We start from the raw sequence: 25,189 nt of genomic DNA, 5'->3' as shown, positions 1-25,189 counted from the left end.
CCCCGCTATCTCCCGCCCGAGGAGCAAGACGGTCACCCGAACGCCCCCGCAGGCAACCGGGCCGCCCATGCGAAGCGCCTGCGGCTCGAGCCGCTGCCGAGGCCCGCCCGGAACTGACGCTGACCGCCGACCTCGCTGCGCGCTGATCTGGCTGGTTCCGGCGCGCGGCCACAAGACAGAATGAACCTGAAGGAGTGGCGATCATGCCCGCAGCACGGCGATCCCCGCACTCAAGGGGACAATCTCCATTCAATACCAGCCGATATAATAAATTCGCCCGAAAGAGCCAAACTCCACTCACCAGCGATATCGGTTAATTGCAACTTCGCAACCCACTCCGACAACCGACAACCGACAACCGACAACAAGCAAACCCACAAACAACTACTCAACTGAAAAACCGCACCCACCAACACCAATAAAATATCTTCATAAATATTAGCAACAACAAAACCTGCAGCGATTTCCACGAGCATTACAGAAGCGCCGCCGACCACCCGCCAGCGGCGGCACCGGGACGCCAGCCTGTTACACTGTCCATCCATGTGCCCATACAGACCCGACACCGTGACCGACGCCTTCTCCTCCCTGCCACTGCCCGCCAGCCTTCTTGCCAGTCTGGACGCCGTTGGCTACCGGCAGATGACACCGATCCAGGCGCAGAGCCTGCCGCTGATCCTCGCCGGCCACGACCTGATCGCCCAGGCCAAGACCGGCAGCGGCAAGACCGCCGCCTTCGCCCTCGGCCTGCTGGCACCGCTCAACCAGCGCTACTTCGGCTGCCAGGCGCTGGTGCTGTGCCCGACCCGCGAACTGGCCGACCAGGTGGCCAAGGAAATCCGCCTGCTGGCGCGCGGCGCCGACAACATCAAGGTGCTGACCCTGTGCGGCGGCGTGCCCTTCGGCCCGCAGATCGGCTCGCTGGAGCATGGCGCGCACATCGTCGTCGGCACCCCGGGGCGCATCCTCGAACACCTGCGCAAGGGCACCCTCAAGCTCGACGGCCTCAACCACCTGGTCCTCGACGAGGCCGACCGCATGCTCGACATGGGCTTCGTCGACGCGATCAGCGAGATCATCGAGCAGACCCCGGCCAAGCGGCAGACCCTGCTGTTCTCCGCCACCTACCCCGAAGGCATCGAGCAGCTGGCCGCGCGCTTCATGCGCAAGCCGCAGCGCATCGAGCTGGAGTCGCAGCACGACGACAGCCAGATCGAGCAGCGCTTCTACGAGGTCGACCCCGACCAGCGCATGGAGGCGGTTGCCCGCCTGCTGCTGCACTTCCGTCCGGCCTCCAGTGTGGTGTTCTGCCATACCAAGCTGCAGTGCCAGGAAGTCGCAGCGATGCTCAACGCACGCAAGATCTCCGCGCTGGCCCTGCACGGCGACCTCGATCAGCGCGAGCGCGACCAGGTGCTGGCGATGTTCGCCAACCAGAGCTGCTGCGTGCTGGTGGCCACCGACGTGGCCGCGCGCGGCCTGGACATCGACACCCTGGAGGCGGTGATCAACTTCGAGCTGGCGCGCGACCCGCAGGTGCACATCCACCGCATCGGTCGCAGTGGCCGCGCCGGCGCCAAGGGCCTGGCCCTGTCGCTGGTGGCGCCGAGCGAGGCCAACCGGGCCACTGCCATCGAAGCACTGCAGCAGGCGCCGCTGAACTGGGCCAGCCTGGACAAGCTCAAGCCGCTGGGCGATGAGCGCCTGCTGCCGCCGATGACCACCCTGTGCATCAATGGCGGGCGCAAGGACAAGCTGCGCGCCGGCGACCTGCTCGGCGCCCTCACCGGCGAAGACGGCCTGCCCGGCGCGCGGATCGGCAAGATCACCCTATACGACTACAACGCCTACGTGGCGGTCGAGCGCGAGCTGGCCAGGGAAGCGCTGCAGCGCCTGAGCGAGCGCAAGGTCAAGGGACGCAGCTTCAAGGCCCGCATTCTCTGAGTCCCCCACCGCTCGTCGGCGCCTGAGCGCCGACTGCCCAGCGGCGCGCTTTCCTTCAGCGACCGCTGCGGCCAGTGGCTACAGTTGGGGCATGGCAATCGGCCATAACAGCGTTGCCGTGCCTGCGCGGTACGACGACGCTGCCAACCGCGACGGGATCCACGAGCCATTCCATGCACCATGCATCCAGCCGGAGCGCCTGCCAGCCCGAGCCGGTGCGGGCGGTCGTCCGTCCCGGTGCGGGGTTCGTGTGGCGGCTGCTCGGCCTGCTCCTGCTGCTCACCCTGCTGGCGCTGCCCGCCGGCGGCCAGGCGGCGCTGGCGCCCCTGCTGGCGGAGGGCCATACCTTCGCCCCCGGCACCGCCACCGTCCTGCTGGCGCTGTACTTCGGCATGCTGCTGGGGCTGATCGGCTACAACCTGCTGCTGTACCTCGCCCTGGGCGAGCGCAGCATCCTGTTCTACGTCCTGTACGCGGCCAGCTTCGCCGGCGCCATGCTCGGCGTCACCGGTCTCGGCAACCAGTACCTGTGGCCCGCAGGGGAGGCATGGGACAGCCGCGCCCTGCCCGTCTTCATCACCCTGGCCAATATCTGCGCGCTGCTGTTCAGCCGCAGCTTCCTTGATACCCCGCGCCAGATGCCGCGCTGGGATCACCTGCTGACCCTGGATCTCGCCATCCTGCTGGCCATCGCCCTCGGCAGCCTGCTGTTGCCGGTCGAGGCGCTGCTGCAGGGGCTCGCCCTGCTCAGCGCCGGCAATCTCCTCCTGCTCTCGCTGTGCGGCCTCGACGCCACGCTGCAGCGGGTGCCGGCAGCGCGCATCTTCCTCGCCGCCTGGCTGCTGCTGCAATGCGCCGCGGTGCTGCTGGCGCTGCGCATCACCGGCCTGTTGCCGGCGAACCCGCTCACCAGCAATGCCTTGCTGCTCGGTTCGGCGCTGCAGATGCTGCTGCTGTCCTTCGCCCTGGCGGCACGCCTCAACGCCCTCAAGCGCGAGAGGAGCGCTGCCCAGGCGCAAAGCCTGCAGGCCCTGCAGGAACAGGAGCAAATCCTCGAGCGGCGGGTGGCCGAACGCACCGAAGCGCTGGCGGCCGCCAATGCGCGCCTGCGCGAACTGGCCATGCGCGACCCGCTCACTGGCCTGGCCAACCGCATGGCCCTGCGCCAGCATCTGGAGCTGGCCTGGCAGCGCGCGCGCCGGCGCAACGAACTGCTCGCGCTGATCATGCTCGATCTGGACGAATTCAAGCCGGTCAACGATTGCCATGGTCACGAAGTCGGCGACCAGCTGCTGATCGAGGTCGCCCGCCGCCTGCAGGCCAGCGCACGCGCCACCGATCTGGTGGCGCGCCTGGGCGGCGACGAGTTCGTGCTGGTCTGCGAAAGCATCGGCAGTCCGCAGCAGGCCCAGGCGCTGGCCGCACGCATTCTGGATGCCCTCAGCCAGCCCTTCCGGCTCGGCGAGCAGAGCATCCGCATCGGCGCCAGCATCGGCATCAGCTTCGGCGAGGACTGTGGCACCGGCAACGACCTGCTGCGCGAGGCCGATCAGGCGATGTACCGGGCCAAGGCCGCCGGCCGCAACTGCATGCACCTGGGGCGCCAGCACCCCGAAGGCCAGGCGCAGGGCGAGCCGACCCCACCGGACGAGCTCTGATCTGCGCAGGCCGACGACGCTTTGCTACCATGCGCGCCCTTGCCGCCTGCCAGAGAGCCCCGCCGTGTCCAGTCCCGCTGTTCTGACCTCCAACGTTGTGACCTCCGACGTTGTGATCATCGGCGCCGGCGCCGCCGGCCTGATGTGCGCGCTGACCGCCGCCGGCCGCGGCCGCCGCGTGCTGGTGCTGGACCACGCCAACAAGGCCGGCAAGAAGATCCTCATGTCCGGCGGCGGGCGCTGCAACTTCACCAACATGTACACCGAGCCGGCCGACTTCCTCTCGCACAATCCGCACTTCTGCAAGTCGGCGCTGGCCCGCTACACCCAGTGGGACTTCATCGAGCTGGTGTGCAAACACGACGTGCCCTACCACGAGAAGAAGCTCGGCCAGCTGTTCTGCGACCGCAAGGCCAGCGACATCCTGCAGCTGCTGCTGGTCGAGTGCAGCGAGAACGGCGCCGAGATCCGCCTGGACACCGCGATCGAACAGATCGAGCGCACTGACGCCGGCTACCGGCTGGCCACCAGCGCCGGCGCGGTCGCCTGCCAGTCGCTGGTGATCGCCACCGGCGGCCTGTCGATTCCCACCCTCGGCGCCACGGGCTTCGGCTACCAGGTCGCCCGCCAGTTCGGCCACAGCGTGCTGCCGACCCGCGCCGGCCTGGTGCCGTTCACCGTCACCGACCCGCAGCTCAAGGCGCTGTGCAGCGAGCTGTCCGGCACTGCCGTGGACTGCCTGGTCAGCTGCAACGACAAGAGCTTTCGCGAGAACCTGCTGTTCACCCACCGCGGCCTCAGCGGCCCGGCCATGCTGCAGATTTCCTCCTACTGGCACAGCGGCGACAGCCTGGCGATCAACCTGCTGCCCGACCGCGATGCGCTGGAGTGGCTGGCCGGCCAGCAGGCCGAACGGCCGAACATCGAGCTGAAGACCCTGCTCGGCGAGGTGTTCACCAAGAAGATGGCCGGCCTGCTCTGCGAGCTGTGGTGCGCCAGCAAGCCGCTCAAGCAGTACACCCCGGGCGAGCTGCAGGCCATCGCCGGGCAGCTGAGCGACTGGCGGCTGGTGCCGGCCGGCACCGAGGGCTATCGCACCGCCGAAGTCACCCTCGGCGGCGTGGACACCCGCGAGGTGTCGTCGAAGACCATGGAGTCGCAGAAGTCCCCCGGCCTGTACTTCATCGGCGAGGTGCTCGACGTCACCGGCCACCTCGGCGGCTTCAACTTCCAGTGGGCCTGGGCCTCCGGGCATGCCGCCGGGGAAGTGGTGTAACAGCCTGCCAACCGCGGGGCTCAATCCTTCTTGTCTGCCCGCCCCATCACCAGCGGCAGCAGGTCGATCGGCATCGGGAAGACGATGGTCGAGCTCTTGTCGCCGGCGATGGTGCCGAGGGTCTGCATGTAGCGCAGCTGCATGGCGCCGTTCTGCCGGCCGAGCATCTCGGCGGCCTGCATGAGCTTCTCCGAGGCCTGCAGCTCGCCCTCGGCATGGATCACCTTGGCGCGCCGCTCGCGCTCGGCTTCGGCCTGCTTGGCGATGGCGCGGACCATCGACTCGTCGAGGTCGACGTGCTTGATCTCGACGTTGGCCACCTTGATGCCCCAGGCGTCGGTCTGCGCATCGAGCACCTGCTGGATGTCGGCGTTGAGTCGCTCGCGCTCGGCCAGCATGTCGTCCAGCTCGTGCTTGCCGAGCACCGCGCGCAGGGTGGTCTGCGCCAGCTGGCTGGTCGCCGCCTGATAGTCCTCGACCTGGATGATCGCCTTCTGCGGATCGAGCACCCGGTAGTAGACCACCGCGTTGACCTTCACCGAGACGTTGTCGCGGGAGATCACGTCCTGGGTCGGCACATCCAGCACGATGGTGCGCAGATCGACCCGCACCATCTGCTGGATGCCGGGAATGAGGATGATCAACCCCGGTCCCTTGACCTTCCAGAAACGCCCGAGCTGGAACACAACGCCGCGCTCGTACTCGCGCAGGATGCGGAACATCGACGCCAGCAGACTGATCAGCAACAGCAGCAACACGCCGAAACTCAACTCGAAGCCCATCATGTCAGTTTCCTCCCGGGGAGATCGCGTCAGCTGGCGCGACCTCCAGCCATAGCCCGCGGCGGGCGATGACCCGCACCTGTTGTCCCGCCTGCAGCGGCGTCGCGCTGCGCACCTGCCACTGCTCGCCCTGCAGGTGCACCCAGCCGGCCTGCGGATCGCCGGCCTGCAGCGCGGCCACCGCGGCCAGGCTGCCGACCAGCCCGGCATCGCCGCTCTGCGGCGCGCGCCGGCGCGCCTTCAGGGCCATGCCGGCGATGGACACGATCAGCAGCGCGCTGCCGACCGCCAGGGTCAGGATCAGCGGCAGCGGAATGCCGAAGCCGGGCACCTCGGTATCGATGAGGATCAGCGCACCGACCACGAAGGCCACCACGCCGCCGATGCCGAGCACGCCGAAACTGGGCACGAACGCCTCGGCGGTCATGAAGGCGATGCCGAGCAGGATCAGCGCCACCCCGGCATAGCTCACCGGCAGCAGTTGCAGGGCATACAGGGCGAGGATCAGGCAGATGCCACCGAGCACGCCGCCGACGCCCATCCCGGGATTGGAGAACTCGAAGAACAGCCCGTAGACGCCGAGCATCATCAGGATCAGCGCCACGCTGGGATTGGTGATCACCGCCAGCAGGCGCGTGCGCCAGTCCGGCGGGTAGAGGCGCAACTCGGCGCCGGCGGTGGCCAGGGTCACGCTGCCGTCGACCACGGCGAAGCGCTTGCCGTCGAGCTGGCGCAGCAGGTCGGCCAGGTCGCTGGCCAGGTAGTCGATCACCTTGAGGCGCAGGGCATCCTCGGCGCTCAGGCTGGCCGCCTCGCGTACCGCCTGCTCGGCCCACTCGGCGTTGCGCCCGCGCAGCTGGGCGAGGCCGCGGATATAGGCGGTGGCATCGTTGATCTGCTTGCGGCTGAGGGTGTCGGCGGGAGTCGGCTCTTTCTTCTCCGGCGTGTCCGGCGTGGCGGGTTGCCCCGGCTGCTGCGGCGGCGCGCCGGGCAGGCCGCCGATCTGCACCGGCGTGGCGGCGCCGAGGTTGGTGCCCGGCGCCATGGCGGCGATGTGGCTGGCGTAGAGGATGTAGGTGCCGGCGCTGGCCGCCCGCGCGCCGCTGGGCGCCACATAGGTGGCCACCGGCAGCGGGCTGGCGAGGAGCGCCTTGATCAGCGCGCGCATCGAGGTGTCCAGCCCGCCCGGGGTATCGAGGTTGAGCACCACCAGCTGCGCGCCTTCCTCTTCGGCGCGCGCCAGACCGCGCACCACATAGTCGGCGCTGGCCGGACCGATCGCCCCCTCCACGGTCAGCACCGCGACCGGTGACGGCGCGGCGAGCAGCAGCGACGGCAGCAGCCAGCACAATGCCAGTATCCAGTGCCGGCCGTGCGCGAGTGGCGACATGGCCTTCCTCCCGTCATGCCTGGTAGGGGAACACCTGTGAAGGATAGCCGAGCCACGCCGCGACACCCCGCCACGGCGGAGCTGCCCGACAGCCTGCGCTGTGTTTAGAATGCGCCGAGGACGGTTGCCGCAGCCCCGGCAGCCGCCGCACGCCTTATTCAGCCAGGACGCTCCATGCCCGCCACCTCGCTCCGCCACTCCCTGCGCCGCCTGTGGGCGCTGGACAAGTTCAGCTACAGCCTGCGGGTATTCGTCGCCCTCACCGGCAGCATGGCGCTGTGCTGGACGCTGGGGCGCATGGAGCTGCTGATCCCGCTGTTCCTCGGCATCGTCGCCAGCGCCCTGGCCGAGACCGACGACAGCTGGCGCGGCCGCCTGCAGGCGCTGCTGGTGACCCTCGGCTGCTTCGCCGCGGCGGCCTTCGCCGTCGAGCTGCTGTTCCCCTACCCCTGGCTGTTCGTCGCCGCGCTGGCGCTGTCGACCTTCGCGCTGACCATGCTCGGCGCCCTCGGCGAGCGCTACGGCACCATCGCCTCGGGCACCCTGATCCTGTCCATCTACACCATGATCGGCGTCGACCAGCGCGGCGGCGAGGTCGCCGACCTGTGGCGCGAGCCGCTGCTGCTGGTCGCTGGCGCCGCCTGGTACGGCGCGTTGTCGGTGCTCTGGCAGGCGCTGTTCAGCCAGCAGCCGGTGCAGCAGGCGCTGGCCCGGGTGTTCCGCGAACTGGGCCTGTACCTGCGCCTCAAGGCGGCGCTGTTCGAGCCGGTGCGCGAGCTGGACGTCGAGCAGCGCCGCCTGGAGCTGGCGCAGCAGAACGGCAAGCTGGTGGCGGCACTCAACGCCGCCAAGGAGATCATCCTGCACCGGGTCGGCAAGGGCCGCGCCAGCCCGCAGGTCAGCCGCTACCTCAAGCTGTACTTCCTCGCCCAGGACATCCACGAGCGCGCCAGCTCCTCGCACTATCCGTACAACGCGCTGGCCGAGGCGTTCTTCCACAGCGACGTGCTGTTCCGCTGCCAGCTGCTGCTGCGCCAGCAGGGCAAGGCCTGCCGCGCCTTGGCCGAGGCCATCGAGCTGCGCCAGCCGTTCGCCTACCAGCGCGCCAGCGCCCAGGCCCTCGACGACCTGCGCGCCGCCCTCGGTCACCTACAGGCGCAGGGCAAGCCGCAGTGGCGCGAGCTGCTGCGCGCGCTGCACGCGCTGGCCGGCAACCTCGGCACCCTCGAACAGCTGCTCAGCGCGGCGAGCAACCCCGACGCCCTCGCCGAGGAGCAGGACAGCACCCTGCACGACCGCGACCCGCACAGCCTGCGCGAGGTGTGGGAACGCCTGCGCCTGCAGCTCACCCCCACCTCGCTGCTGTTCCGCCACGCCCTGCGCCTGGCCGTGGCGCTGGCCGCCGGCTACGGCGTGCTGCACTGGATCCATCCGACCCAGGGCTACTGGATCCTGCTGACCACGGTGTTCGTCTGCCAGCCCAGCTACGGCGCCACGCGCACCAAGCTGGTCCAGCGCATCAGCGGTACCGTGCTCGGCCTGCTCGCCGGCTGGGCGCTGTTCGACCTGTTCCCCGGCGCGCTGGCGCAGTCGCTGATCGCCGTGGCCGCCGGGGTGGCCTTCTTCGCCACCCGTTCGAGCCGCTACACCCTGGCCACCGCGGCGATCACCCTGATGGTGCTGTTCTGCTTCAACCAGGTCGGCGACGGCTACGGGCTGATCTGGCCACGGCTGGTCGATACCCTGCTCGGCAGCCTGATCGCCGGCCTGGCGGTGTTCCTGATCCTCCCCGACTGGCAGGGCCGCCGCCTGCCCAGCGTGGTGGCGCGCACCCTGAGCAGCCACGCCAGCTACCTGCGGCAGATCATCCAGCAGTACGCCAGCGGCAAGCGCGACGACCTCGCCTACCGGGTGGCGCGGCGCAACGCGCACAACGCCGACGCCGCACTGTCCGCCACCCTGGCCAGCATGCTGCTGGAGCCCGGGCATTTCCGCCGCGAGGCGGACGTCGGCTTTCGCTGCCTGGCGCTGTCGCACACCCTGCTCAGCTATCTGTCGGCGCTCGGTGCGCACCGCGCGGCGCTGCCGGTGGAGCTGCGCGGCAGCCTGATCGAGCAGGCCGCCGAGCACCTGGCCGGCAGTCTCGAGGCGATCGCCGAGGGCCTCGCCGCGCGCCGCGCGCCGGCCAGCCCGGCCCTCGACGAGGCCGCCCTGACCCGCGAGCTGGAGCAGCTGCCGGAGGACATCGACGAGCGCCAGCGCCTGCTGCGCACCGAACTGGCGCTGCTCTGCCGCCAGCTGGCGCCGCTGCGCAGCCTGGCGGAACGCCTGCTGCACCCGGACAGCGAGCCCGCCGCAGCGTTGCCGCCTGCGGCCTGAAGCGCGACGGGGGCTGCCGGTGCGGGCAAATGCCGGCAGGCCGTCCTACACTCAAGGCTCACTCACCCGAGGAGAGCCGTCCATGGCCCACAAGACCCCTTCCATGGATCCACTGCTGGCCGATTTCCAGGCGCTGGTGCAGGACACCGAGAAGCTGCTGCAGCAGTCGGCCAGCCTGGTCGGTGACCAGGCCGAGGGGCTGCGCGAGCAGATCCAGGCCAGCCTCGTGCGCGCCCGCAAGAGCCTGAACGCCAACGAGGAATCGATGCGCCAGTGCTGCAAGGCCGGCGTCGAGGCAACCGAACACTACGTGCAGGCGCACCCCCTGCAATCGCTCGGCCTGTGTGCCGGCGTCGGCTTTCTACTCGGCATGCTGATCGCCCGGCGCTGACGCGATGAGCGAGGGAACGCAGGACGCCTCCTCCGCCAACGCCGACAGCTCCCCGCTGCGCGGGATCGGCGCCGCCGCCCTCGGCCTGCTGCACGCCCATCTCGAACTGCTCGGCATCGAACTGCAGGAGCAGAAGGCCGCCAGCCTGCGCCAGTTGCTGTACGCCGGCGTGGCCCTGCTGTTCGGTCTGCTGCTGCTGTTCGCCCTCAGCGTGCTGGTGCTGCTGCTGTTCTGGGACAGCCACCGCCTGCAGGCGATCATCGCGCTGTGCCTGTTCCACGGGCTGGGCTGCCTGCTCGCGCTGTGGCGCCTGCGCGCCGCCCTGCGCCGGCAGGTCTCCCCCTTCAGCGCCAGCCTCGAAGAACTGGCGCGCGACCGCGAGCGCCTGCTGCCATGACCCCGCCACGCCTGCCGGAACACGCCAGCCCGCAACAGATGCGCAAGGCGCTGGTGCGCATGCGCCTGGAGCTGCATCGCCAGGAACTGCACTACGAAACCCTGCGCCTGACCCAGCCGCTGCAGCAGGTGCGCGCCTGGCAGCAGCGCCTGAACCTGCGCCATGCGCCGCTGTGGGGGCTGGCCGGGGTAACCCTGCTCGGCTTCCTCGGCGGTCGGGGCAGCGGCGGCCTGCGCCGCTGGCTGCGCCAGGCCGGCCCCTACGTGCCGCTGCTGGTCAGCGCCCTGCGCCTGTTCGGCACGCCGCGGTCGCCCGGCGCGGCGCCGCCGCCAGGCCCGCCACCGCCCTGAGTCCCGGCACGCGGTGCGGATCACGGCAAGCCGGCCGCTGGTCTTGCCCGCGAAGCCACCCTAGACTGAAATTCACCCGCGCCATGCCGCCCAGCCTGCCAGTGCAGGCCTGCTCCAGACGCCACGACCGGAGAGTCCGCGATGACCACCAGCAGTGAAACCGCCTTCGACCCCCGCGTGTTCCGCCGCGCGCTGGGCAACTTCGCCACCGGCGTCACCATCGTCACCGCGCGCAGCCCGTCCGGCGAGCAGGCCGGCGTCACCGCCAACAGCTTCAACTCGGTATCGCTGGATCCGCCGCTGGTGCTGTGGAGCATCGACAAGCGCTCCGGCAGCCAGGGCGTGTTCGAGGCCGCCAGCCACTTCACGGTACACATCCTCGCCGCCGACCAGATCGAGCTGTCCAACCACTTCGCCCGCCCGCAGGAGGACAAGTTTGCCGGCATCGCCTACGAGGCCGGCCTGGGCGGCGCGCCGCTGCTGCACGACTGCGCCGCACGCTTCCAGTGCGAGCGCTACCAGCAGGTGGACGGCGGCGACCACTGGATCCTGATCGGCAAGGTCGCCAGCTTCGACGACTTCGGCCGCTCGCCGCTGCTCTACCACCAAGGCGCCTACTCGATGGTCCTGCCGCATCCGCGCGCACCGAAGAAGAGCGATCCGAACGCCGCACCGGCAGCGATGCACGGCCGGCTGATGAGCAGCAACCTGTTCTACCTGATGATCCAGGCGGTCAACGCCTACCAGGCCAGCTACGGTCCCAAGCAGCTGTCCACCGGGCTGCGCACCAGCGAGGCGCGCATGCTGATGGTCCTGGAAGACAGCGCGCAGCTCGACCTGGTCGCCCTGCAGCGCGAGGTGGCGATGCCGACCCGCGAGATCAAGGAGGCGCTGGCCAACCTGCATCAGAAGGGCCTGGTCAGCGAGACCGCCGCCGGCCACCAGCTGACCGACGCCGGCCGGGCGCAGACCGAGGCGCTGTGGGACATCTCCCGGCGCCAGCAGGAAGCGGTGTTCGCCGGGGTCAGCGCCGAGGAAATCGAGACCTTCAAGAAGGTGCTCAAGGTGGTGATGCAGGCGCAGTAAGGGCTGGATCCGAGCCGAGCCTGTGGGAGGCGCGCCCTCGCGGCGATGCGGGCCGCAGGCCCGCCAAGGGCGGGCAGCATTGCCCCGGGGGCGGGCTGCCTACACAGGTCGGTCTGCGCCCAGCTCGCGCCAGGTCAGATACACCCGCAGGTCGAACTCCAGCTGGTGATAGCCCGGCAGCATGTGCTCGCACAGCTGGTAGAACGCCTTGTTGTGGTCGAACTCGCGCAGATGCGCCAGTTCGTGCACCACGATCATCTGCAGGAACTCCGGCGCCGCATCGCGAAACAGCGCGGCGACGCGGATCTCCTTCTTCGCCTTGAGCTTGCCGCCCTGCACCCGCGACACCGCGGTGTGCAGGCCGAGGGCCTTGCGTACCACGTCCAGCTTGCTGTCGTAGAGCACCTTGTCGATGCCCGGCGCATTGCGCAGGTACTGCTGCTTGAGGTCCATGACGTAGGCGTACAGCGCCTTGTCGCTCTGCACCGCATGGCGCTCGGGGTAGCGCTTGGCCAGGTACTCGCCCAGACGGTTGTCGGCGATCAGGCCGCGCACCTGGTCCTGCAGTGACGCGGGATAGGCGGTGAGGTATTTGAGCGGGGTCATGGGCATCGGTGGCGGCAGGTGATGGATGCATTCTACCCGGCCGCCACTCCATCAGGCAGACTAGGTCTGCTGCACCGGACCTTACAGCGTACGGCTAGACTACAGGCTACAGTTGTCCCTCCCGCTGCCAACGCAATGCCTCCCGGCCACCGTCGAGTTCACTGGATATGCTGACTTCCGCGCCCCCTGACGCTGCCAGCCCGCAGATCGCGACCCGCAGGCCCGATGCTCCGCACGAGGCCGTGGACCCGCGCCTTGACAGCCTGACTCGCCTGGCCAGAAGCCACTTCGGCGTCGCCACGGCGCTCATCACGCGGCTCGATGCGGGCCGCCAGTGGCTCTGCTCATCCGCCGGCGTGCCCGCCGGAGCAATCGCCGGCGACCTGCCGTTGGCCGGTCACGCCCTGCCTGGGGACGGGATGCTGGTGGTGCCCGATACCCGTGCCGACGAGCGCCTTCGCCACCACCCGCTGCTCAGCGACCATCCGTGGATGCGCTTCTATGCCGGCTGCGCACTGCTCGCCGCCGACGGACGCACCATCGGGGTCCTTGCCCTGCTCGACGACCAGCCGCGGGCACTGGATGCGCAGCAGCGCGAATTCCTTCGCGATCTTGCCCGCCTGGCGGCCGCCAGCGTGGAAAGCGATCGCGCTGCCGCCCGGCTGCAGGCGGATGCCGCCGCCCTGCGTGAGCGCGAACGCAGGATGGCGCTGGCCATCGCCGGCAGTGGCACCGGAATCTGGGACCGCAATGTGCAGACCGGGGAGATTCACTACTCCACCGGCTGGAAGGCGATTCTCGGCTATGCGGATGACGAGATCGGCAATCGCATCGAAGACAGCTACCTGCGCCTGCATCCCGATGACCTGGCCTACGTGCAGGCCACGATCCAGGCGCACCTCCAGGGCGAGACGGAAAGCTATGCGGTGGAGCACCGCATCCGCTGCAAGGATGGCAGCTACAAGTGGATCTCCAGCCGTGGCAAGGTGGTCAGCCGCGACCGCGCCGGCCAGCCGCTGCGCATGATCGGCACGACCACCGACATCACCGCCAGGCACGCGCTGGCGGAACGCCTGCAGCAGAGCGTCGACCTGCTCACCAACCTGACCAACGAGGTTCCCGGCCTGGTCTTCCAGTACCAGCGCCTGCCGACGGGCGAGTCGCTGTTCTCCTATGCCAGCGCCGGCATCCAGGCTATCTACGAGGTCACCCCGGCACAGGTCGCCGGCAGCGACGCGGCGATCAACGCGCTGATTCATCCGGATGACCTGCCGGCCTACCAGGCTTCGCTCGACGCCTCGGCGGCCAGCCTGACGCCCTGGGAGCTGGAGTACCGCGTCCAGCTGCCCAGACAGGGCCTGCGCTGGCGGCACGGCGCCGCGCAGCCACGTCGGCAGGAAGACGGCAGCACCCTGTGGCACGGCTTCATCACCGACGTGACCGAGCGCAAGCGCATCGAGGCCGAACTGCTGGAGTTCGCCACCACCGACTTCCTCACCCAGCTGCCCAATCGGCGCCAGCTGATGACCCAGATCGAGGCCGAGCTGGCGCGCATGCAACGCAGCGCGGGCCACTGCGCGGCGGTGCTGATGTGCGATCTGGACCACTTCAAGTCGATCAACGACCGCTGGGGACATGCGACCGGCGACCTGGCGCTCAGGCATTTCGCCGACATCCTGCGCGAACAGCTGCGCAAGAGCGACATGGCCGGGCGGGTCGGTGGCGAGGAGTTTGCCGTGGTGCTGAGCGGTGCGGGCCTCGCCGAGGCGATGATCTTTGCCCGGCGCGTGCAGCAGCGGCTGGCGCAAAGGCCGCTGCGCTGTGGCGAGCAGCGCATCGACATGACCCTCAGCATCGGCATCGCCCTGCTGAGCGCCGGCGATGCCAGCGTCGACGCCGCCCTGTCGCGCAGCGACCTGGCGCTCTACCGGGCCAAGGAAAGCGGTCGCAACCGTATCGAGTGCCTGTGATCCGCGCCGGTCGAATACGCCCCTGCGCGAGCGGAGCCGCGCCCCAGACAGCACAAGGCCCGCACTTGGCGGGCCTTGTGGCACTACTGGAGGGTAACGCGGCGGATCAGTTGACCTTGGCGGCCAGCTCGCCCTTGGCGTAGCGCTGGTACATGCCTTCCAGGGAGATCGGCTTGATCTTCGAGGCGTTGCCGGCGGTGCCGAAGGCTTCGTAGCGGGCGATGCAGATGTCGCGCATGGCCTCGATGGTCTTGGCGAAGAACTTGCGCGGGTCGAACTCGCTCGGCTGCTCGGCCATCATGCGGCGCATGGCGCCGGTGGAGGCCAGGCGCAGGTCGGTGTCGATGTTGACCTTGCGCACGCCGTGCTTGATGCCCTCGACGATCTCCTCGACCGGCACGCCGTAGGTTTCCTTGATGTCGCCGCCGAACTGGTTGATCACCTTCAGCCACTCCTGCGGAACGCTGGAGGAGCCATGCATCACCAGGTGGGTGTTGGGGATGCGCTTGTGGATTTCCTTGATGCGGTCGATGGCGAGGATGTCACCGGTCGGCGGCTTGGTGAACTTGTAGGCGCCGTGGCTGGTACCGATAGCGATGGCCAGGGCGTCGACCTGGGTGGCCTTGACGAAGGCGGCCGCCTCTTCCGGATCGGTGAGCATCTGGCTGTGGTCGAGGGTGCCCTCGGCGCCGACGCCGTCTTCCTCGCCGGCCTGGCCGGTTTCCAGGCTGCCCAGGCAGCCCAGCTCGCCTTCCACCGACACGCCGCAGGCGTGGGCGAACGCCACGGTCTGCTGGGTCACGCGCACGTTGTAGTCGTAGTCGGCCGGGGTCTTGCCGTCTTCACGCAGCGAGCCGTCCATCATCACCGAGCTGAAGCCCAGCTGGATCGAGCGCTGGCAGACGTCCGGGCTGGTGCCGTGATCCTGGTGCATGCACACCGGGATGTGCGGGAATTCCTCGATGGCGGCAAGGATCAGGTGGCGCAGGAACGGCGCACCGGCGTACTTGCGCGCGCCGGCGGAGGCCTGGACGATCACCGGGGAGTCGGTCTTGTCGGCCGCTTCCATGATGGCGCGCATCTGCTCGAGGTTGTTGACGTTGAAGGCCGGCACGCCGTAGCCGAATTCGGCGGCGTGGTCCAGCATCTGGCGCATGCTGATAAGTGCCATCTGTGGTGCTCCCAGTAAGGGTCGTTTGATCGTTGCCCAGCCTGCCGCAGGGGCAGGCCGGGTTCAAGTCTGTCGGTTATCTGTGTGCGGCCGGGACATTGCAGGTCAGGACACGCCGTGAATACGTCCCTGTAGGCTCGGCGACGCCCGTCCTGGGCGTCGACGGTCCTGCCCTGCAACATCCCGCCCGCAACTAGCATCGTGATCGGCCCCTCCCCCGCGGGAGAGGGGAGAACATCACTTGGCGCGCTCTTCCAGTACCGCCACAGCCGGCAGGACCTTGCCCTCGACGAACTCGAGGAAGGCGCCGCCGCCGGTGGAAATATAGGAGATCTGCTCGGCTACGCCGTACTTGTCGATGGCCGCCAGGGTGTCGCCGCCGCCGGCGATGGAGAAGGCGTCGCTGGCGGCGATGGCCTGGGCCAGCGCCTTGGTGCCGTTGCCGAACTGGTCGAACTCGAACACGCCGACCGGGCCGTTCCACAGGATGGTCTTCGACGCCTTGAGCATCTCGCCGAACATCGCCGCGGTCTGCGGGCCGATGTCGAGGATCATGTCGTCGTCGGCCACGTCGGCGATCAGCTTGACGGTGGCTGCAGCGGATTCGGCGAACTCCTTGGCCACCACCACGTCGACCGGCAGCGGCACGGCGACCTTGGCGGCGATGGCGCGGGCGGTATCCAGCAGGTCGGCCTCGCACAGCGACTTGCCGACCTTGTAGCCGGCGGCGGCGAGGAAGGTGTTGGCGATGCCGCCGCCAACGATCAGCTGGTCGCAGATGTCGGCCAGCGAGGTCAGCACGTCGAGCTTGGTCGACACCTTGGAGCCGGCGACGATGGCCACCATCGGCCGCGCCGGGTTGCCCAGCGCCTTGCCCAGCGCGTCCAGCTCGGCGGCCAGCAGCGGGCCGGCGGCGGCGACCTTGGCGAACTTGGCCACGCCGTGGGTCGAGCCCTCGGCGCGGTGGGCGGTGCCGAAGGCGTCCATGACGAACACGTCGCACAGCGCGGCGTACTGCTGCGCCAGCTCATCGCTGTTCTTCTTCTCGCCCTTGTTGAAGCGCACGTTCTCGAACAAGACGACCTGGCCCGGCTGCACGTCGAGGCCACCCAGGTAGTCGGCGACCAGCGGCACGTCGCAGCCGAGGGCCTTGCTCAGGTACTCGGCGACCGGCTTGAGGCTGTTCTCGGCGGAGAACTCGCCCTCGGTCGGACGGCCCAGGTGCGAGCAGACCATCACCGCGGCGCCCTTCTCCAGCGCCAGCTTGATGGTCGGCAACGAGGCGAGGATGCGCGCGTCGCTCTTCACCACGCCGTCCTTCACCGGGACGTTGAGGTCTTCGCGGATCAGCACGCGCTTACCGGCGAGGTCGAGGTCGGTCATCTTCGCGACTTTTACAACAGGCGTGGTCATGATGGTCGAGTCCTTCAGGAGGCAGTTGTTATCGGTTGGCAGCCGCGACGTCCAGCCAGTGGCCGGCGACGTCGAGCATACGGTTGGCAAAACCCCATTCGTTGTCGAACCAGGCCAGCAGGTTGACCAGGCGCGGGCCGGACACCAGGGTCTGGCTGCCGTCGACGATGGCGGAATGGGGGTCGTGATTGAAGTCGCAGCTGGCGTGGGGCAGCTCGGTGTAGTCGAGCAGGCCCTTGAGCGGGCCGCTCTCGGCCGCCTCGCGCAGCACCCGGTTGATCTCGGCGGCCGAGGTGTCGCGGGAGGTCTGCAGGGTGATGTCCAGGCACGACACGTTGACCGTCGGCACACGCACTGCCTTGGCCTTGACCCGCCCGGAGAGTTCCGGGAGCAGGCGCTCGATGCCGCGGGCCAGGCCGGTGGACACCGGGATCACCGACTGGAACGCCGAGCGGGTGCGGCGCAGGTCCTCGTGGTGGTAGGCGTCGATCACCGGCTGGTCGTTCATCGCCGAGTGGATGGTGGTGATGGTCACGTAGTCGAGGCCGATGGCCTCATCGAGCACCTTGAGCAGCGGCACGCTGCAGTTGGTGGTGCAGGAGGCGTTGGACAGCAGGCGCTCGGTACCGCGGAGGCTGGCCTGGTTGACGCCGTAGACGATGGTGGCGTCGACGTCGTGCTCGCTGGCCATCGGCTGGGAGAACAGCACCCGCGGCGCGCCGGCGGCCAGGAAGCGCTCGGCATCGGCACGGGTGTGGTAGACGCCGGTGCATTCCAGCACCAGATCGACGTCCAGCGCGGCCCAGTCGATGCCCTCCGGGGTCGCCTGGCGCAGCACCTTCACGCAGTCGCCGTTGAGGTGCAGGCAGTCGCCGGCCACCTTCACCTCGCCGGGAAAGCGGCCGTGGGTGGAGTCGAAGCGGGTCAGGTACTCGATGCTGGCCTGATCGGCCAGGTCGTTGAGCGCGACTATCTCCAGCCCGGCATCCGCGCCGCGCTCGTAGAGGGCACGCAGCACGCAACGGCCGATGCGGCCGTAGCCGTTGAGGGCGACTTTGTAGGGACGGTTGGGCATGGGATCTCTTCAGTCGGGGGAGCCAGAACGTAGGATGGGTTAGCCGCACAGCGGCGTAACCCATCGGGCGCGTGATGGGTATCGCTGCGCTCAACCCATCCTACGGTCATGGCTGGACGTCAGACGTCCAGCAGCTCCTCGGCAGTGCTCAGCACGTTGTCGAGGGTGAAACCGAATTCCTCGAACAGCTGCGCCGCCGGCGCCGATTCGCCGAAGGTGGTCATGCCGATGATGCGGCCTTCCAGGCCGACGTACTTGTACCAGAAGTCGGCATGCGCAGCCTCGATGGCGATGCGCGCACCGACCTGCACCGGCAGCACGGCCTGCTTGTAGGCGGCGTCCTGCTGGTCGAACACGCTGGTCGACGGCATCGACACCACGCGCACCTTGCGGCCCTGGGCGGTCAGCGCGTCGAAGGCCTGCACGGCCAGGCCGACTTCCGAACCGGTGGCGATCAGGATCAGCTCCGGCTCGCCGGCGCAGTCCTTGAGCACGTAGCCGCCGCGGGCCACGTCGGCCAGCTGCTGGGCGTCGCGCGCCTGGTGCGGCAGGTTCTGGCGGCTGAAGATCAGCGCGCTCGGGCCGTCGTTGCGCTCGATGGCGTACTTCCAGGCCACCGCGGACTCGACCGCGTCGCACGGACGCCAGGTGTCGAGGTTCGGCGTGCCGCGCAGGCTGGCCAGCTGCTCGATCGGCTGGTGGGTCGGGCCGTCTTCGCCCAGGCCGATGGAGTCGTGGGTGAACACGTAGAGCACGCGCTGCTTCATCAGCGCCGACATGCGCACCGCGTTGCGCGCGTATTCCATGAAGATCAGGAAGGTCGCGCCGTAGGGAATGAAGCCGCCGTGCAGGGCGACGCCGTTCATGATCGCGCTCATGCCGAACTCGCGCACGCCGTAGTGCAGGTAGTTGCCGGAGGCGTCGTTGTGGGTGAGGCTCTGGCAGCCCTTCCACAGGGTCAGGTTGGAGCCGGCGAGATCCGCCGAGCCGCCGAGGAACTCCGGCAGCAGCGGGCCGAAGGCGTTCAGCGCGTTCTGGCTGGCCTTGCGGCTGGCGATGGTCTCGCCCTTGGCGGCGATCTCGGCGACGTAGGCGGCGGCCTTCTCGGCGAAGTCGGCCGGCAGCTTGCCGGCGATGCGGCGCTGGAACTCGGCGGCCAGCTCGGGGAACTCGGCGGCGTAGGCGGCGAAGCGCTCGTTCCAGGCGGCTTCCCTGGCGGCGCCGGCTTCCTTGGCGTCCCACTCGGCATAGATGTCGGCGGGGATCTCGAACGGCGCGTGGTTCCAGCCGAGCTGGGCGCGGGTGGCGGCGATCTCGTCGGCACCCAGCGGCGCGCCGTGGCACTCTTCCTTGCCGGCCTTGTTCGGCGAACCGAAGCCGATGGTGGTCTTGCAGCAGATCAGGGTCGGCCGCGCGGTTTCGGCGCGGGCGGTCTGGATGGCGGTCTTGATCTCGTCGGCGTCATGGCCGTCGACGTTGCGGATCACCTGCCAGCCGTAGGCCTCGAAGCGCGCCGGGGTGTCGTCGGTGAACCAGCCCTCGACCTCGCCGTCGATGGAGATGCCGTTGTCGTCGTAGAAGGCGACCAGTTTGCCGAGGCCCAGGGTGCCGGCCAGCGAGCAGACTTCGTGGCTGATGCCTTCCATCATGCAGCCGTCGCCGAGGAAGGCGTAGGTGAAGTGGTCGACGATGGCGTGGCCGGGACGGTTGAACTGCGCGCCCAGCACCTTCTCGGCGATGGCGAAGCCGACCGCGTTGGCGACGCCCTGGCCGAGCGGGCCGGTGGTGGTTTCCACGCCCGGGGTGTAGCCGTATTCCGGGTGGCCCGGGGTGCGGCTGTGCAGCTGGCGGAACTGCTTGAGGTCGTCGATGCCCAGGTCGTAGCCGGAGAGGTGCAGCAGCGAGTAGATCAGCATCGAGCCGTGGCCGTTGGACAGCACGAAGCGGTCGCGGTCGGCCCACTGCGGATTGCTCGGGTTGTGCTGGAGGAAATCGCGCCAGAGGACTTCGGCGATGTCGGCCATGCCCATGGGCGCGCCCGGGTGGCCGCTGTTGGCTTTCTGCACGGCATCCATGCTGAGGGCACGAATGGCATTGGCTCGGTCACGACGGCTGGGCATCGCTGGTCTCCTGCGGGGGGCTGGTCGAAAAAGGCGGCCATTTTCGCCCAGCCGGAGGGGAACCGGCAATCACAGATGGTCGCAGCGGGCGAATTGGCCGCCGGCAGGCGCCGTCACCCGCAGGCTCCCGCGCCGGAGCCGGGCCATCCACAGCGGTCGCCCGGCCGGCAATATCAAAACTTTTTGATGCAGAAGTTGCAGCCCGTCGCCGCGACGACTAGACTTCGCCGCCTTATGAGCCTGCGCCTGCCCTCACTCCGCCACGATCCCAGCGACGAACTGGCCGCCCTGTGCAAGGCCGGCGGCGACCCGCTGCGCCTCAACGTGCTGCGCGTGCTGGCCAGCGATTCGTTCGGCGTGCTGGAGCTGGCGCAGATCTTCGCCATGCGCCAGTCGGGGATGAGCCACCACCTCAAGGTGCTGGCCCAGGCCGGACTGGTCTCGACGCGCCGCGAAGGCAACGCGATCTTCTACCGCCGCGCCCTGGCGCAGAGCGAGCAGACCGGCGGCGCGCTGCATGCCGCGCTGCTCGACGAGGTCGACGCCCTGCACCTGCCGACCGAGGTGCAGGCGCGCATCGCCGAGGTACAGGCGCAGCGTTCGGCGGCGGCGCGCGACTTCTTCGCCCGCACCCTGGAGAAGTTCCGCGCCCAGCAGGACCTGATCGCCGGGCTGGCGCAGTACCGCGACAGCCTGCTGACCCTGCTCGACGCCCTGCACTTGCCCGCCAGCGCCACGGCGCTGGAGGTCGGTCCCGGCGACGGCGCCTTCCTGCCCGAACTGGCGCGGCGCTTCGCCCGGGTCAGCGCGCTGGACAGCAGCCCGGCGATGCTCGAGCTGGCCCGCCAGCGCTGCAGCGCCGAGGGCCTGGGCAACGTCGAGCTGAAGCTGGCCGATGCCCTGCATGACGCAGAGGCACCGGCCGATTGCGTGGTGCTGAACATGGTCCTGCACCACTTCGCCGATCCGGCCGCGGCGATGCGCCAGCTGGCGCGCCTGGTCAACCCGGGCGGCAGCCTGCTGCTCACCGAGCTGTGCAGCCACCACCAGAGCTGGGCTCGCGAGGCCTGCGGCGATGTCTGGCTGGGTTTCGACCAGGACGAGCTGGCCCGCTGGGCGGAAGACGCCGGGCTGACGGCAGGCGAAAGCCTGTACCTGGGCCTGCGCAACGGTTTCCAGATTCAGGTGCGCCACTTCGCCAAGCCCGAAGTGGCCACCCGCACTACCCTGATGCATTGAATGCTGTATGACACGGCCGCGAGGCCGACTCACCCACCGGTAATAACAGGAACCGATTGATGAGCGAATATTCCCTTTTCACCTCCGAGTCCGTGTCCGAAGGCCATCCGGACAAGATCGCCGACCAGATCTCCGATGCGGTGCTCGACGCCATCATCGCCGAGGACAAGCACGCCCGCGTGGCCTGCGAGACCCTGGTGAAGACCGGTGTGGCCATCGTCGCCGGCGAGATCACCACCAGCGCGTGGATCGACCTCGAGCAACTGGTGCGCGACGTGATCGTCGACATCGGCTACAACAGCTCCGACGTCGGCTACGACGGCGCCACCTGCGGCATCGTCAACATCATCGGCAAGCAGTCCCCGGACATCAACCAGGGCGTCGACCGCGCCAAGCCGGAAGACCAGGGCGCCGGCGACCAGGGCCTGATGTTCGGCTACGCCAGCAACGAGACCGACGTGCTGATGCCGGCGCCGATCTGCTTCTCGCACCGCCTGGTCGAGCGCCAGGCCGAAGCGCGCAAGTCCGGCCTGCTGCCGTGGCTGCGCCCGGATGCCAAGAGCCAGGTCACCTGCCGCTACGAGAACGGCAAGGTGGTCGGCATCGACGCCGTGGTGCTGTCCACCCAGCACAACCCGGAGATCAGCCAGAGCGACCTGCAGGAAGCGGTGATGGAGCTGATCATCAAGCACACCCTGCCCGCCGAGCTGCTGCACAAGGACACCCAGTTCCACATCAACCCGACCGGCCAGTTCATCATCGGCGGCCCGGTGGGCGACTGCGGCCTGACCGGCCGCAAGATCATCGTCGACTCCTACGGCGGCATGGCCCGTCACGGCGGCGGCGCCTTCTCCGGCAAGGACCCGTCCAAGGTCGACCGTTCGGCCGCCTACGCCGGTCGCTACGTGGCCAAGAACATCGTCGCCGCGGGCCTGGCCGAGCGCTGCGAGATCCAGGTGTCCTACGCCATCGGCGTGGCCCAGCCGACCTCCATCTCGATCAACACCTTCGGCACCAACAAGGTCAGCGAAGACACCATCATCAAGCTGGTGCGCGAAGTCTTCGACCTGCGTCCGTACGCGATCACCAAGATGCTCGACCTGCTGCACCCGATGTACCGGCCGACCGCGGCCTACGGCCACTTCGGCCGTACTCCGGAGGTGATGACCGTCGGCGACGACACCTTCACCACCTTCACCTGGGAGAAGACCGACAAGGCCGAGGCGCTGCGCGCCGCTGCCGGTCTGTAAGCGCCCGCCGCAGTAACGAAAGCCCCGCCAGCGCATGCTGGCGGGGCTTTTTTCATCAGGGTGTGTTCATCAGGGTGTGTCGCCACCATGAGGCCCCTGGATCCGTTCCCGGCGCCTGGCGATTTGGGCCTCGTGGTCGGCGCTTTCCTCGGCATTGGGCGCTTCTGGCTGATGGCCGGGCGCGACCATCCAGGTCTCCAGGCCTTGGGCATCCACCTCGACGACACCATGCACCGCACGAACCAACTCGATGGCCTGCTCGCACAGGCGGTGACTCTCAACTTGGCCGCTCAGGGTTACCACGCCCGCGTGGGTCTTCACGTGGATATGCTGGCCGCGGGTCGCCTTGGCCATTTCCAGGGCGGACTTGACCTTGGTGGTGAGCCACAGATCGTGAACCGCCATTCCCAGGTCGTGCGAGTACTGATTGAAGGAGTGCATTTTCATGACGAGTACCTCCCGGGGGGGACGCTCAGCCCTCCTGCATCTTCCCCGCGACAGCAACCGCATCGGGCTTGCCGGCGCGCCGAATGCAGGCACGGGCAACAACTCAATATAGCCCGCTCTCGCCGAGACGCACGGGGAAGGCGCCAGACGGTCTGGTGACCGGTCGCAGCGCCGCGCATCCCCCGCCTCGATTGCACAGGGTGGCGCGACGCCGGATCATGGAGCACCCTGTTGTCAGCCCATCTGGACACTCCCGGACATGAATACCGACTGTCAGTACCTGGAAAACCTCCTCCATCACGACATCCCGCTGACCCGCGCCATGCAGCTGCGCGTGGCCGGCTGGGACAACCACGAGCTGCGCCTGGCCATGCCGCTGGCGCCCAACGTCAACCACACCGGCAGCATGTTCGGCGGCAGCCTGTACAGCCTCAGCGTGCTGGCCGGCTGGGGCTGGCTGACCCTGCGCCTGCGCGAGGCCGGCATCGACGACGGGCATATCGTGATCAAGGGCGGGGAGATCGACTATCCGCTGCCGGTGGTCGAGGAGGCCGTGGCCGTCTGCACGCCGCCAAGCGAGGAGGACTGGAAGAAGTTCGAAACCCTGTACCGACGCCGCGGCCGCGCGCGCCTGTACCTGGACATCCGCATCCCCGCGCCGAGCGGTGCCGACGCCGTGCACCTGCACGGGGAGTACGTGCTGCACAAGTGACTGTGCCGCGTTGCGCAGACCTGGGGGAGGAGCGAACCCAAGGCGATGCTCGGGCTTTCTGGCGGGCCTGCGGCCCGCATCGCCGCGAGGGCGCGCCTCCTACAGAAACTCGCCCGGGGTGGCAGGCCTCAGTCCAGCGCCAGGGCCAGCTGCAGCAGTTCCTCGCGCCACTCCGCCGCCTGCGGCAGGGCGAGGAAGTGCGGATTGAGGAAGCTCTCGCGCGCCGGGTAGTCCAGCGGCTGACCGCGCAGGTCGAGAATCTCGCCGCCGGCCCCTTCCAGCACGCCCTGCGCCGCTGCGGTGTCCCACTGCGAGGTGGGCGCCAGGCGCGGATAGCAGTCGGCGGCGCCTTCGGCGAGCAGGCAGAACTTCAGCGAACTGCCGACGCTGGACAGGCTGAGGTCGCCGAAGCGCTCGCTCAGGCCGTTGAGCAGACGCTCCTGCGCCGCACTGGAGTGGCGACGGCTGGCGACCACGGTGAAGGCCTCCGCCGGCGCGATGCGCACGCTGATCGGCGCGGCCGCGCCGTCCGCCAGCCGCCAGGCACCCAGGCCCGCACCGCCGTAGAAGCACAGGTCGCGCGCCGGCACGCCGACCACGCCGAACACCACCCTGCCCCGCTCGATCAGCGCCACGTTGACGGTGAATTCCTCGCTGCCGGCGATGAATTCCTTGGTGCCGTCCAGCGGATCGACCAGCCACCAGCGCGACCAGTGCTGGCGCACCGCCAGGCCGATCTCGCAGTCCTCCTCGGACAGCAGCGGAATGTCGGGGGCCAGCTGCGCCAGACCAGCGGCGAGCAGGTGATGGGCGGCCAGATCGGCGGCGGTGACCGGCGAGGCGTCGGCCTTGAGCTCGATCGCCACGTCGGCGCGCCAGAACGGCAGGGTCGCGGCACCGGCCTGCTGCACCAGGTCGACCACGCCCGCCAGCAGCGGATGGTTCATGGCTTGGCTCACGGTTGATACTCGCCGCGCTGGGTCAGCAGGTCGCGCACCAGGTACATGGCCGCCAGGGCACGTCCCTCGCTGAAGTTTTCGGAAAGGGCCAGGCGCGAGATGTCGCGCAGGCTGAAGCGCTCGACGCGGATGGTTTCCGGCTCGTCGCCGGGCAGGCGCTCGGCATACAGGTCACGGGCCAAGACCACCTGGATGCACTGGCTCATGTAGCCCGGCGACAGCGACAGGCCGGTGAGGTGTTCGAGCTGGCGGGCGCCGAAGCCGGCCTCCTCCTTCAGCTCGCGATTGGCCGCCGCCAGCACGTCCTCGCCCGGTTCGATCAGGCCCTTGGGCAGCGACAGCTCGTAGGCATCGACGCCGGCGCAGTACTCCTCGATCAGCAGCACGGTCTCGGCATCCTCCATGGCCACCACCATCACCGCGCCGTAGCCCAGCCCGCGATTGAGCAGGCGCTCGTAGGTACGCTCGACGCCGTTGCTGAAGCGCAACTGCAGTTCCTCGACGGTAAACAGGCGACTTTTGGCCACGATGGCGCGGGCTAGAACATCGGGTTTCTGACGCATATGCTGGACTC

General features: G+C 68.8%; 23 protein-coding genes. 12 read left to right on the top strand and 11 right to left on the bottom strand.

Going from position 1 to position 25,189, the window contains the following annotated elements:
• Positions 1-230: 230 nt before the first annotated feature.
• Complete coding sequence (locus tag BM297_RS21530) at positions 231-476, bottom strand: hypothetical protein (RefSeq protein WP_139231037.1); 246 nt, start codon at positions 474-476, stop codon at positions 231-233.
• A gap of 67 nt (positions 477-543) precedes the next feature.
• Here BM297_RS21530 and dbpA point away from each other — a divergent pair, with 67 nt between their 5' ends.
• The 3 genes from dbpA to BM297_RS07880 all read left to right on the top strand — a co-directional run bounded on the left by dbpA (position 544) and on the right by BM297_RS07880 (position 4,878).
• The gene (gene dbpA, locus BM297_RS07890; RefSeq protein ID WP_092429992.1) at positions 544-1,944 is read left to right on the top strand and encodes an ATP-dependent RNA helicase DbpA; all 1,401 of its coding nucleotides are present in this window, start codon (positions 544-546) and stop codon (positions 1,942-1,944) included.
• Between the two features lie 173 nt (positions 1,945-2,117).
• Positions 2,118-3,602, top strand: coding sequence for a diguanylate cyclase (locus tag BM297_RS07885; RefSeq protein WP_092429991.1), 1,485 nt, complete (start codon positions 2,118-2,120; stop codon positions 3,600-3,602).
• Between the two features lie 97 nt (positions 3,603-3,699).
• Positions 3,700-4,878 (top strand): BaiN/RdsA family NAD(P)/FAD-dependent oxidoreductase, encoded by a 1,179-nt coding sequence (locus BM297_RS07880; RefSeq protein WP_092430353.1) that lies wholly within the window; start codon positions 3,700-3,702, stop codon positions 4,876-4,878.
• A 20-nt stretch (positions 4,879-4,898) separates the two neighbouring features.
• Here BM297_RS07880 and BM297_RS07875 read toward each other — a convergent pair whose 3' ends face one another.
• Both BM297_RS07875 and BM297_RS07870 read right to left on the bottom strand, forming a co-directional pair.
• On the bottom strand, positions 4,899-5,660 hold the full coding sequence (locus tag BM297_RS07875) for a slipin family protein (RefSeq protein WP_092430351.1): 762 nt from the start codon (positions 5,658-5,660) through the stop codon (positions 4,899-4,901).
• 4 nt (positions 5,661-5,664) lie between these two features.
• A complete protein-coding gene (locus BM297_RS07870) occupies positions 5,665-7,050 on the bottom strand; it encodes an NfeD family protein (RefSeq protein ID WP_092429989.1) in 1,386 nt (461 codons plus the stop codon).
• Positions 7,051-7,224: 174 nt separating this feature from the next.
• On the opposite strand from BM297_RS07870, the gene yccS reads away from it, so the two are divergent.
• The 5 genes from yccS to BM297_RS07845 all read left to right on the top strand — a co-directional run bounded on the left by yccS (position 7,225) and on the right by BM297_RS07845 (position 11,653).
• Entirely contained in the window at positions 7,225-9,429 is a 2,205-nt protein-coding gene (gene yccS, locus BM297_RS07865; protein ID WP_092429987.1) for a YccS family putative transporter, read from the top strand.
• Between the two features lie 82 nt (positions 9,430-9,511).
• A complete protein-coding gene (locus BM297_RS07860) occupies positions 9,512-9,820 on the top strand; it encodes an ElaB/YgaM/YqjD family protein (protein ID WP_092429986.1) in 309 nt (102 codons plus the stop codon).
• Positions 9,821-9,824: 4 nt separating this feature from the next.
• Entirely contained in the window at positions 9,825-10,217 is a 393-nt protein-coding gene (locus tag BM297_RS07855; RefSeq protein ID WP_092429984.1) for a phage holin family protein, read from the top strand.
• On the top strand, positions 10,214-10,567 hold the full coding sequence (locus BM297_RS07850) for a hypothetical protein (protein ID WP_092429982.1): 354 nt from the start codon (positions 10,214-10,216) through the stop codon (positions 10,565-10,567). The genes BM297_RS07855 and BM297_RS07850 overlap by 4 nt, the downstream gene beginning before the upstream one ends.
• A gap of 141 nt (positions 10,568-10,708) precedes the next feature.
• Positions 10,709-11,653, top strand: a complete 945-nt coding sequence (locus BM297_RS07845; protein WP_092429980.1) for a p-hydroxyphenylacetate 3-hydroxylase reductase component — start codon at positions 10,709-10,711, stop codon at positions 11,651-11,653.
• Positions 11,654-11,752: 99 nt separating this feature from the next.
• Here the strand turns inward: BM297_RS07845 and BM297_RS07840 are convergent, their stop codons facing one another.
• Positions 11,753-12,259: a YgjP-like metallopeptidase domain-containing protein gene (locus BM297_RS07840; RefSeq protein WP_092429978.1), complete on the bottom strand. Its 507-nt coding sequence runs from the start codon at positions 12,257-12,259 to the stop codon at positions 11,753-11,755.
• Between the two features lie 167 nt (positions 12,260-12,426).
• On the opposite strand from BM297_RS07840, the gene BM297_RS07835 reads away from it, so the two are divergent.
• The gene (locus tag BM297_RS07835) at positions 12,427-14,229 is read left to right on the top strand and encodes a sensor domain-containing diguanylate cyclase (protein WP_092429975.1); all 1,803 of its coding nucleotides are present in this window, start codon (positions 12,427-12,429) and stop codon (positions 14,227-14,229) included.
• A gap of 106 nt (positions 14,230-14,335) precedes the next feature.
• Here the strand turns inward: BM297_RS07835 and fba are convergent, their stop codons facing one another.
• The 4 genes from fba to tkt form a co-directional block, all read right to left on the bottom strand.
• Complete coding sequence (gene fba, locus BM297_RS07830; protein ID WP_092429973.1) at positions 14,336-15,400, bottom strand: class II fructose-bisphosphate aldolase; 1,065 nt, start codon at positions 15,398-15,400, stop codon at positions 14,336-14,338.
• Between the two features lie 237 nt (positions 15,401-15,637).
• Positions 15,638-16,813 carry a phosphoglycerate kinase gene (locus BM297_RS07825; RefSeq protein WP_092429971.1) on the bottom strand — a complete coding sequence of 392 codons (1,176 nt, stop codon included), beginning with the start codon at positions 16,811-16,813 and terminating at the stop codon, positions 15,638-15,640.
• A gap of 28 nt (positions 16,814-16,841) precedes the next feature.
• On the bottom strand, positions 16,842-17,888 hold the full coding sequence (gene epd / locus BM297_RS07820; RefSeq protein ID WP_092429969.1) for an erythrose-4-phosphate dehydrogenase: 1,047 nt from the start codon (positions 17,886-17,888) through the stop codon (positions 16,842-16,844).
• Between the two features lie 119 nt (positions 17,889-18,007).
• Positions 18,008-20,008, bottom strand: coding sequence for a transketolase (tkt, locus tag BM297_RS07815; RefSeq protein WP_092429968.1), 2,001 nt, complete (start codon positions 20,006-20,008; stop codon positions 18,008-18,010).
• A 234-nt stretch (positions 20,009-20,242) separates the two neighbouring features.
• On the opposite strand from tkt, the gene BM297_RS07810 reads away from it, so the two are divergent.
• Positions 20,243-21,247, top strand: coding sequence for an ArsR/SmtB family transcription factor (locus BM297_RS07810; RefSeq protein WP_092429966.1), 1,005 nt, complete (start codon positions 20,243-20,245; stop codon positions 21,245-21,247).
• Positions 21,248-21,306: 59 nt separating this feature from the next.
• The gene (gene metK, locus BM297_RS07805; protein ID WP_092429964.1) at positions 21,307-22,497 is read left to right on the top strand and encodes a methionine adenosyltransferase; all 1,191 of its coding nucleotides are present in this window, start codon (positions 21,307-21,309) and stop codon (positions 22,495-22,497) included.
• 69 nt (positions 22,498-22,566) lie between these two features.
• Here metK and BM297_RS07800 read toward each other — a convergent pair whose 3' ends face one another.
• Positions 22,567-22,944: a BON domain-containing protein gene (locus BM297_RS07800; RefSeq protein WP_092429962.1), complete on the bottom strand. Its 378-nt coding sequence runs from the start codon at positions 22,942-22,944 to the stop codon at positions 22,567-22,569.
• Positions 22,945-23,203: 259 nt separating this feature from the next.
• Here BM297_RS07800 and BM297_RS07795 point away from each other — a divergent pair, with 259 nt between their 5' ends.
• Complete coding sequence (locus BM297_RS07795; RefSeq protein WP_092429960.1) at positions 23,204-23,656, top strand: thioesterase domain-containing protein; 453 nt, start codon at positions 23,204-23,206, stop codon at positions 23,654-23,656.
• 128 nt (positions 23,657-23,784) lie between these two features.
• Here BM297_RS07795 and cysQ read toward each other — a convergent pair whose 3' ends face one another.
• Together cysQ and nudE are read right to left on the bottom strand one after the other, a co-directional pair.
• Positions 23,785-24,603, bottom strand: a complete 819-nt coding sequence (gene cysQ, locus BM297_RS07790; protein ID WP_092429958.1) for a 3'(2'),5'-bisphosphate nucleotidase CysQ — start codon at positions 24,601-24,603, stop codon at positions 23,785-23,787.
• Positions 24,604-24,611: 8 nt separating this feature from the next.
• Positions 24,612-25,178: an ADP compounds hydrolase NudE gene (nudE, locus tag BM297_RS07785; RefSeq protein ID WP_092429956.1), complete on the bottom strand. Its 567-nt coding sequence runs from the start codon at positions 25,176-25,178 to the stop codon at positions 24,612-24,614.
• Positions 25,179-25,189: the final 11 nt, after the last annotated feature.

This window comes from Geopseudomonas sagittaria (genome assembly GCF_900115715.1).
Taxonomy (GTDB): domain Bacteria; phylum Pseudomonadota; class Gammaproteobacteria; order Pseudomonadales; family Pseudomonadaceae; genus Geopseudomonas; species Geopseudomonas sagittaria.
The sequence above is the reverse complement of the archived record's forward strand: the minus strand, read 5'-3'. Positions and strand labels throughout refer to the sequence as shown.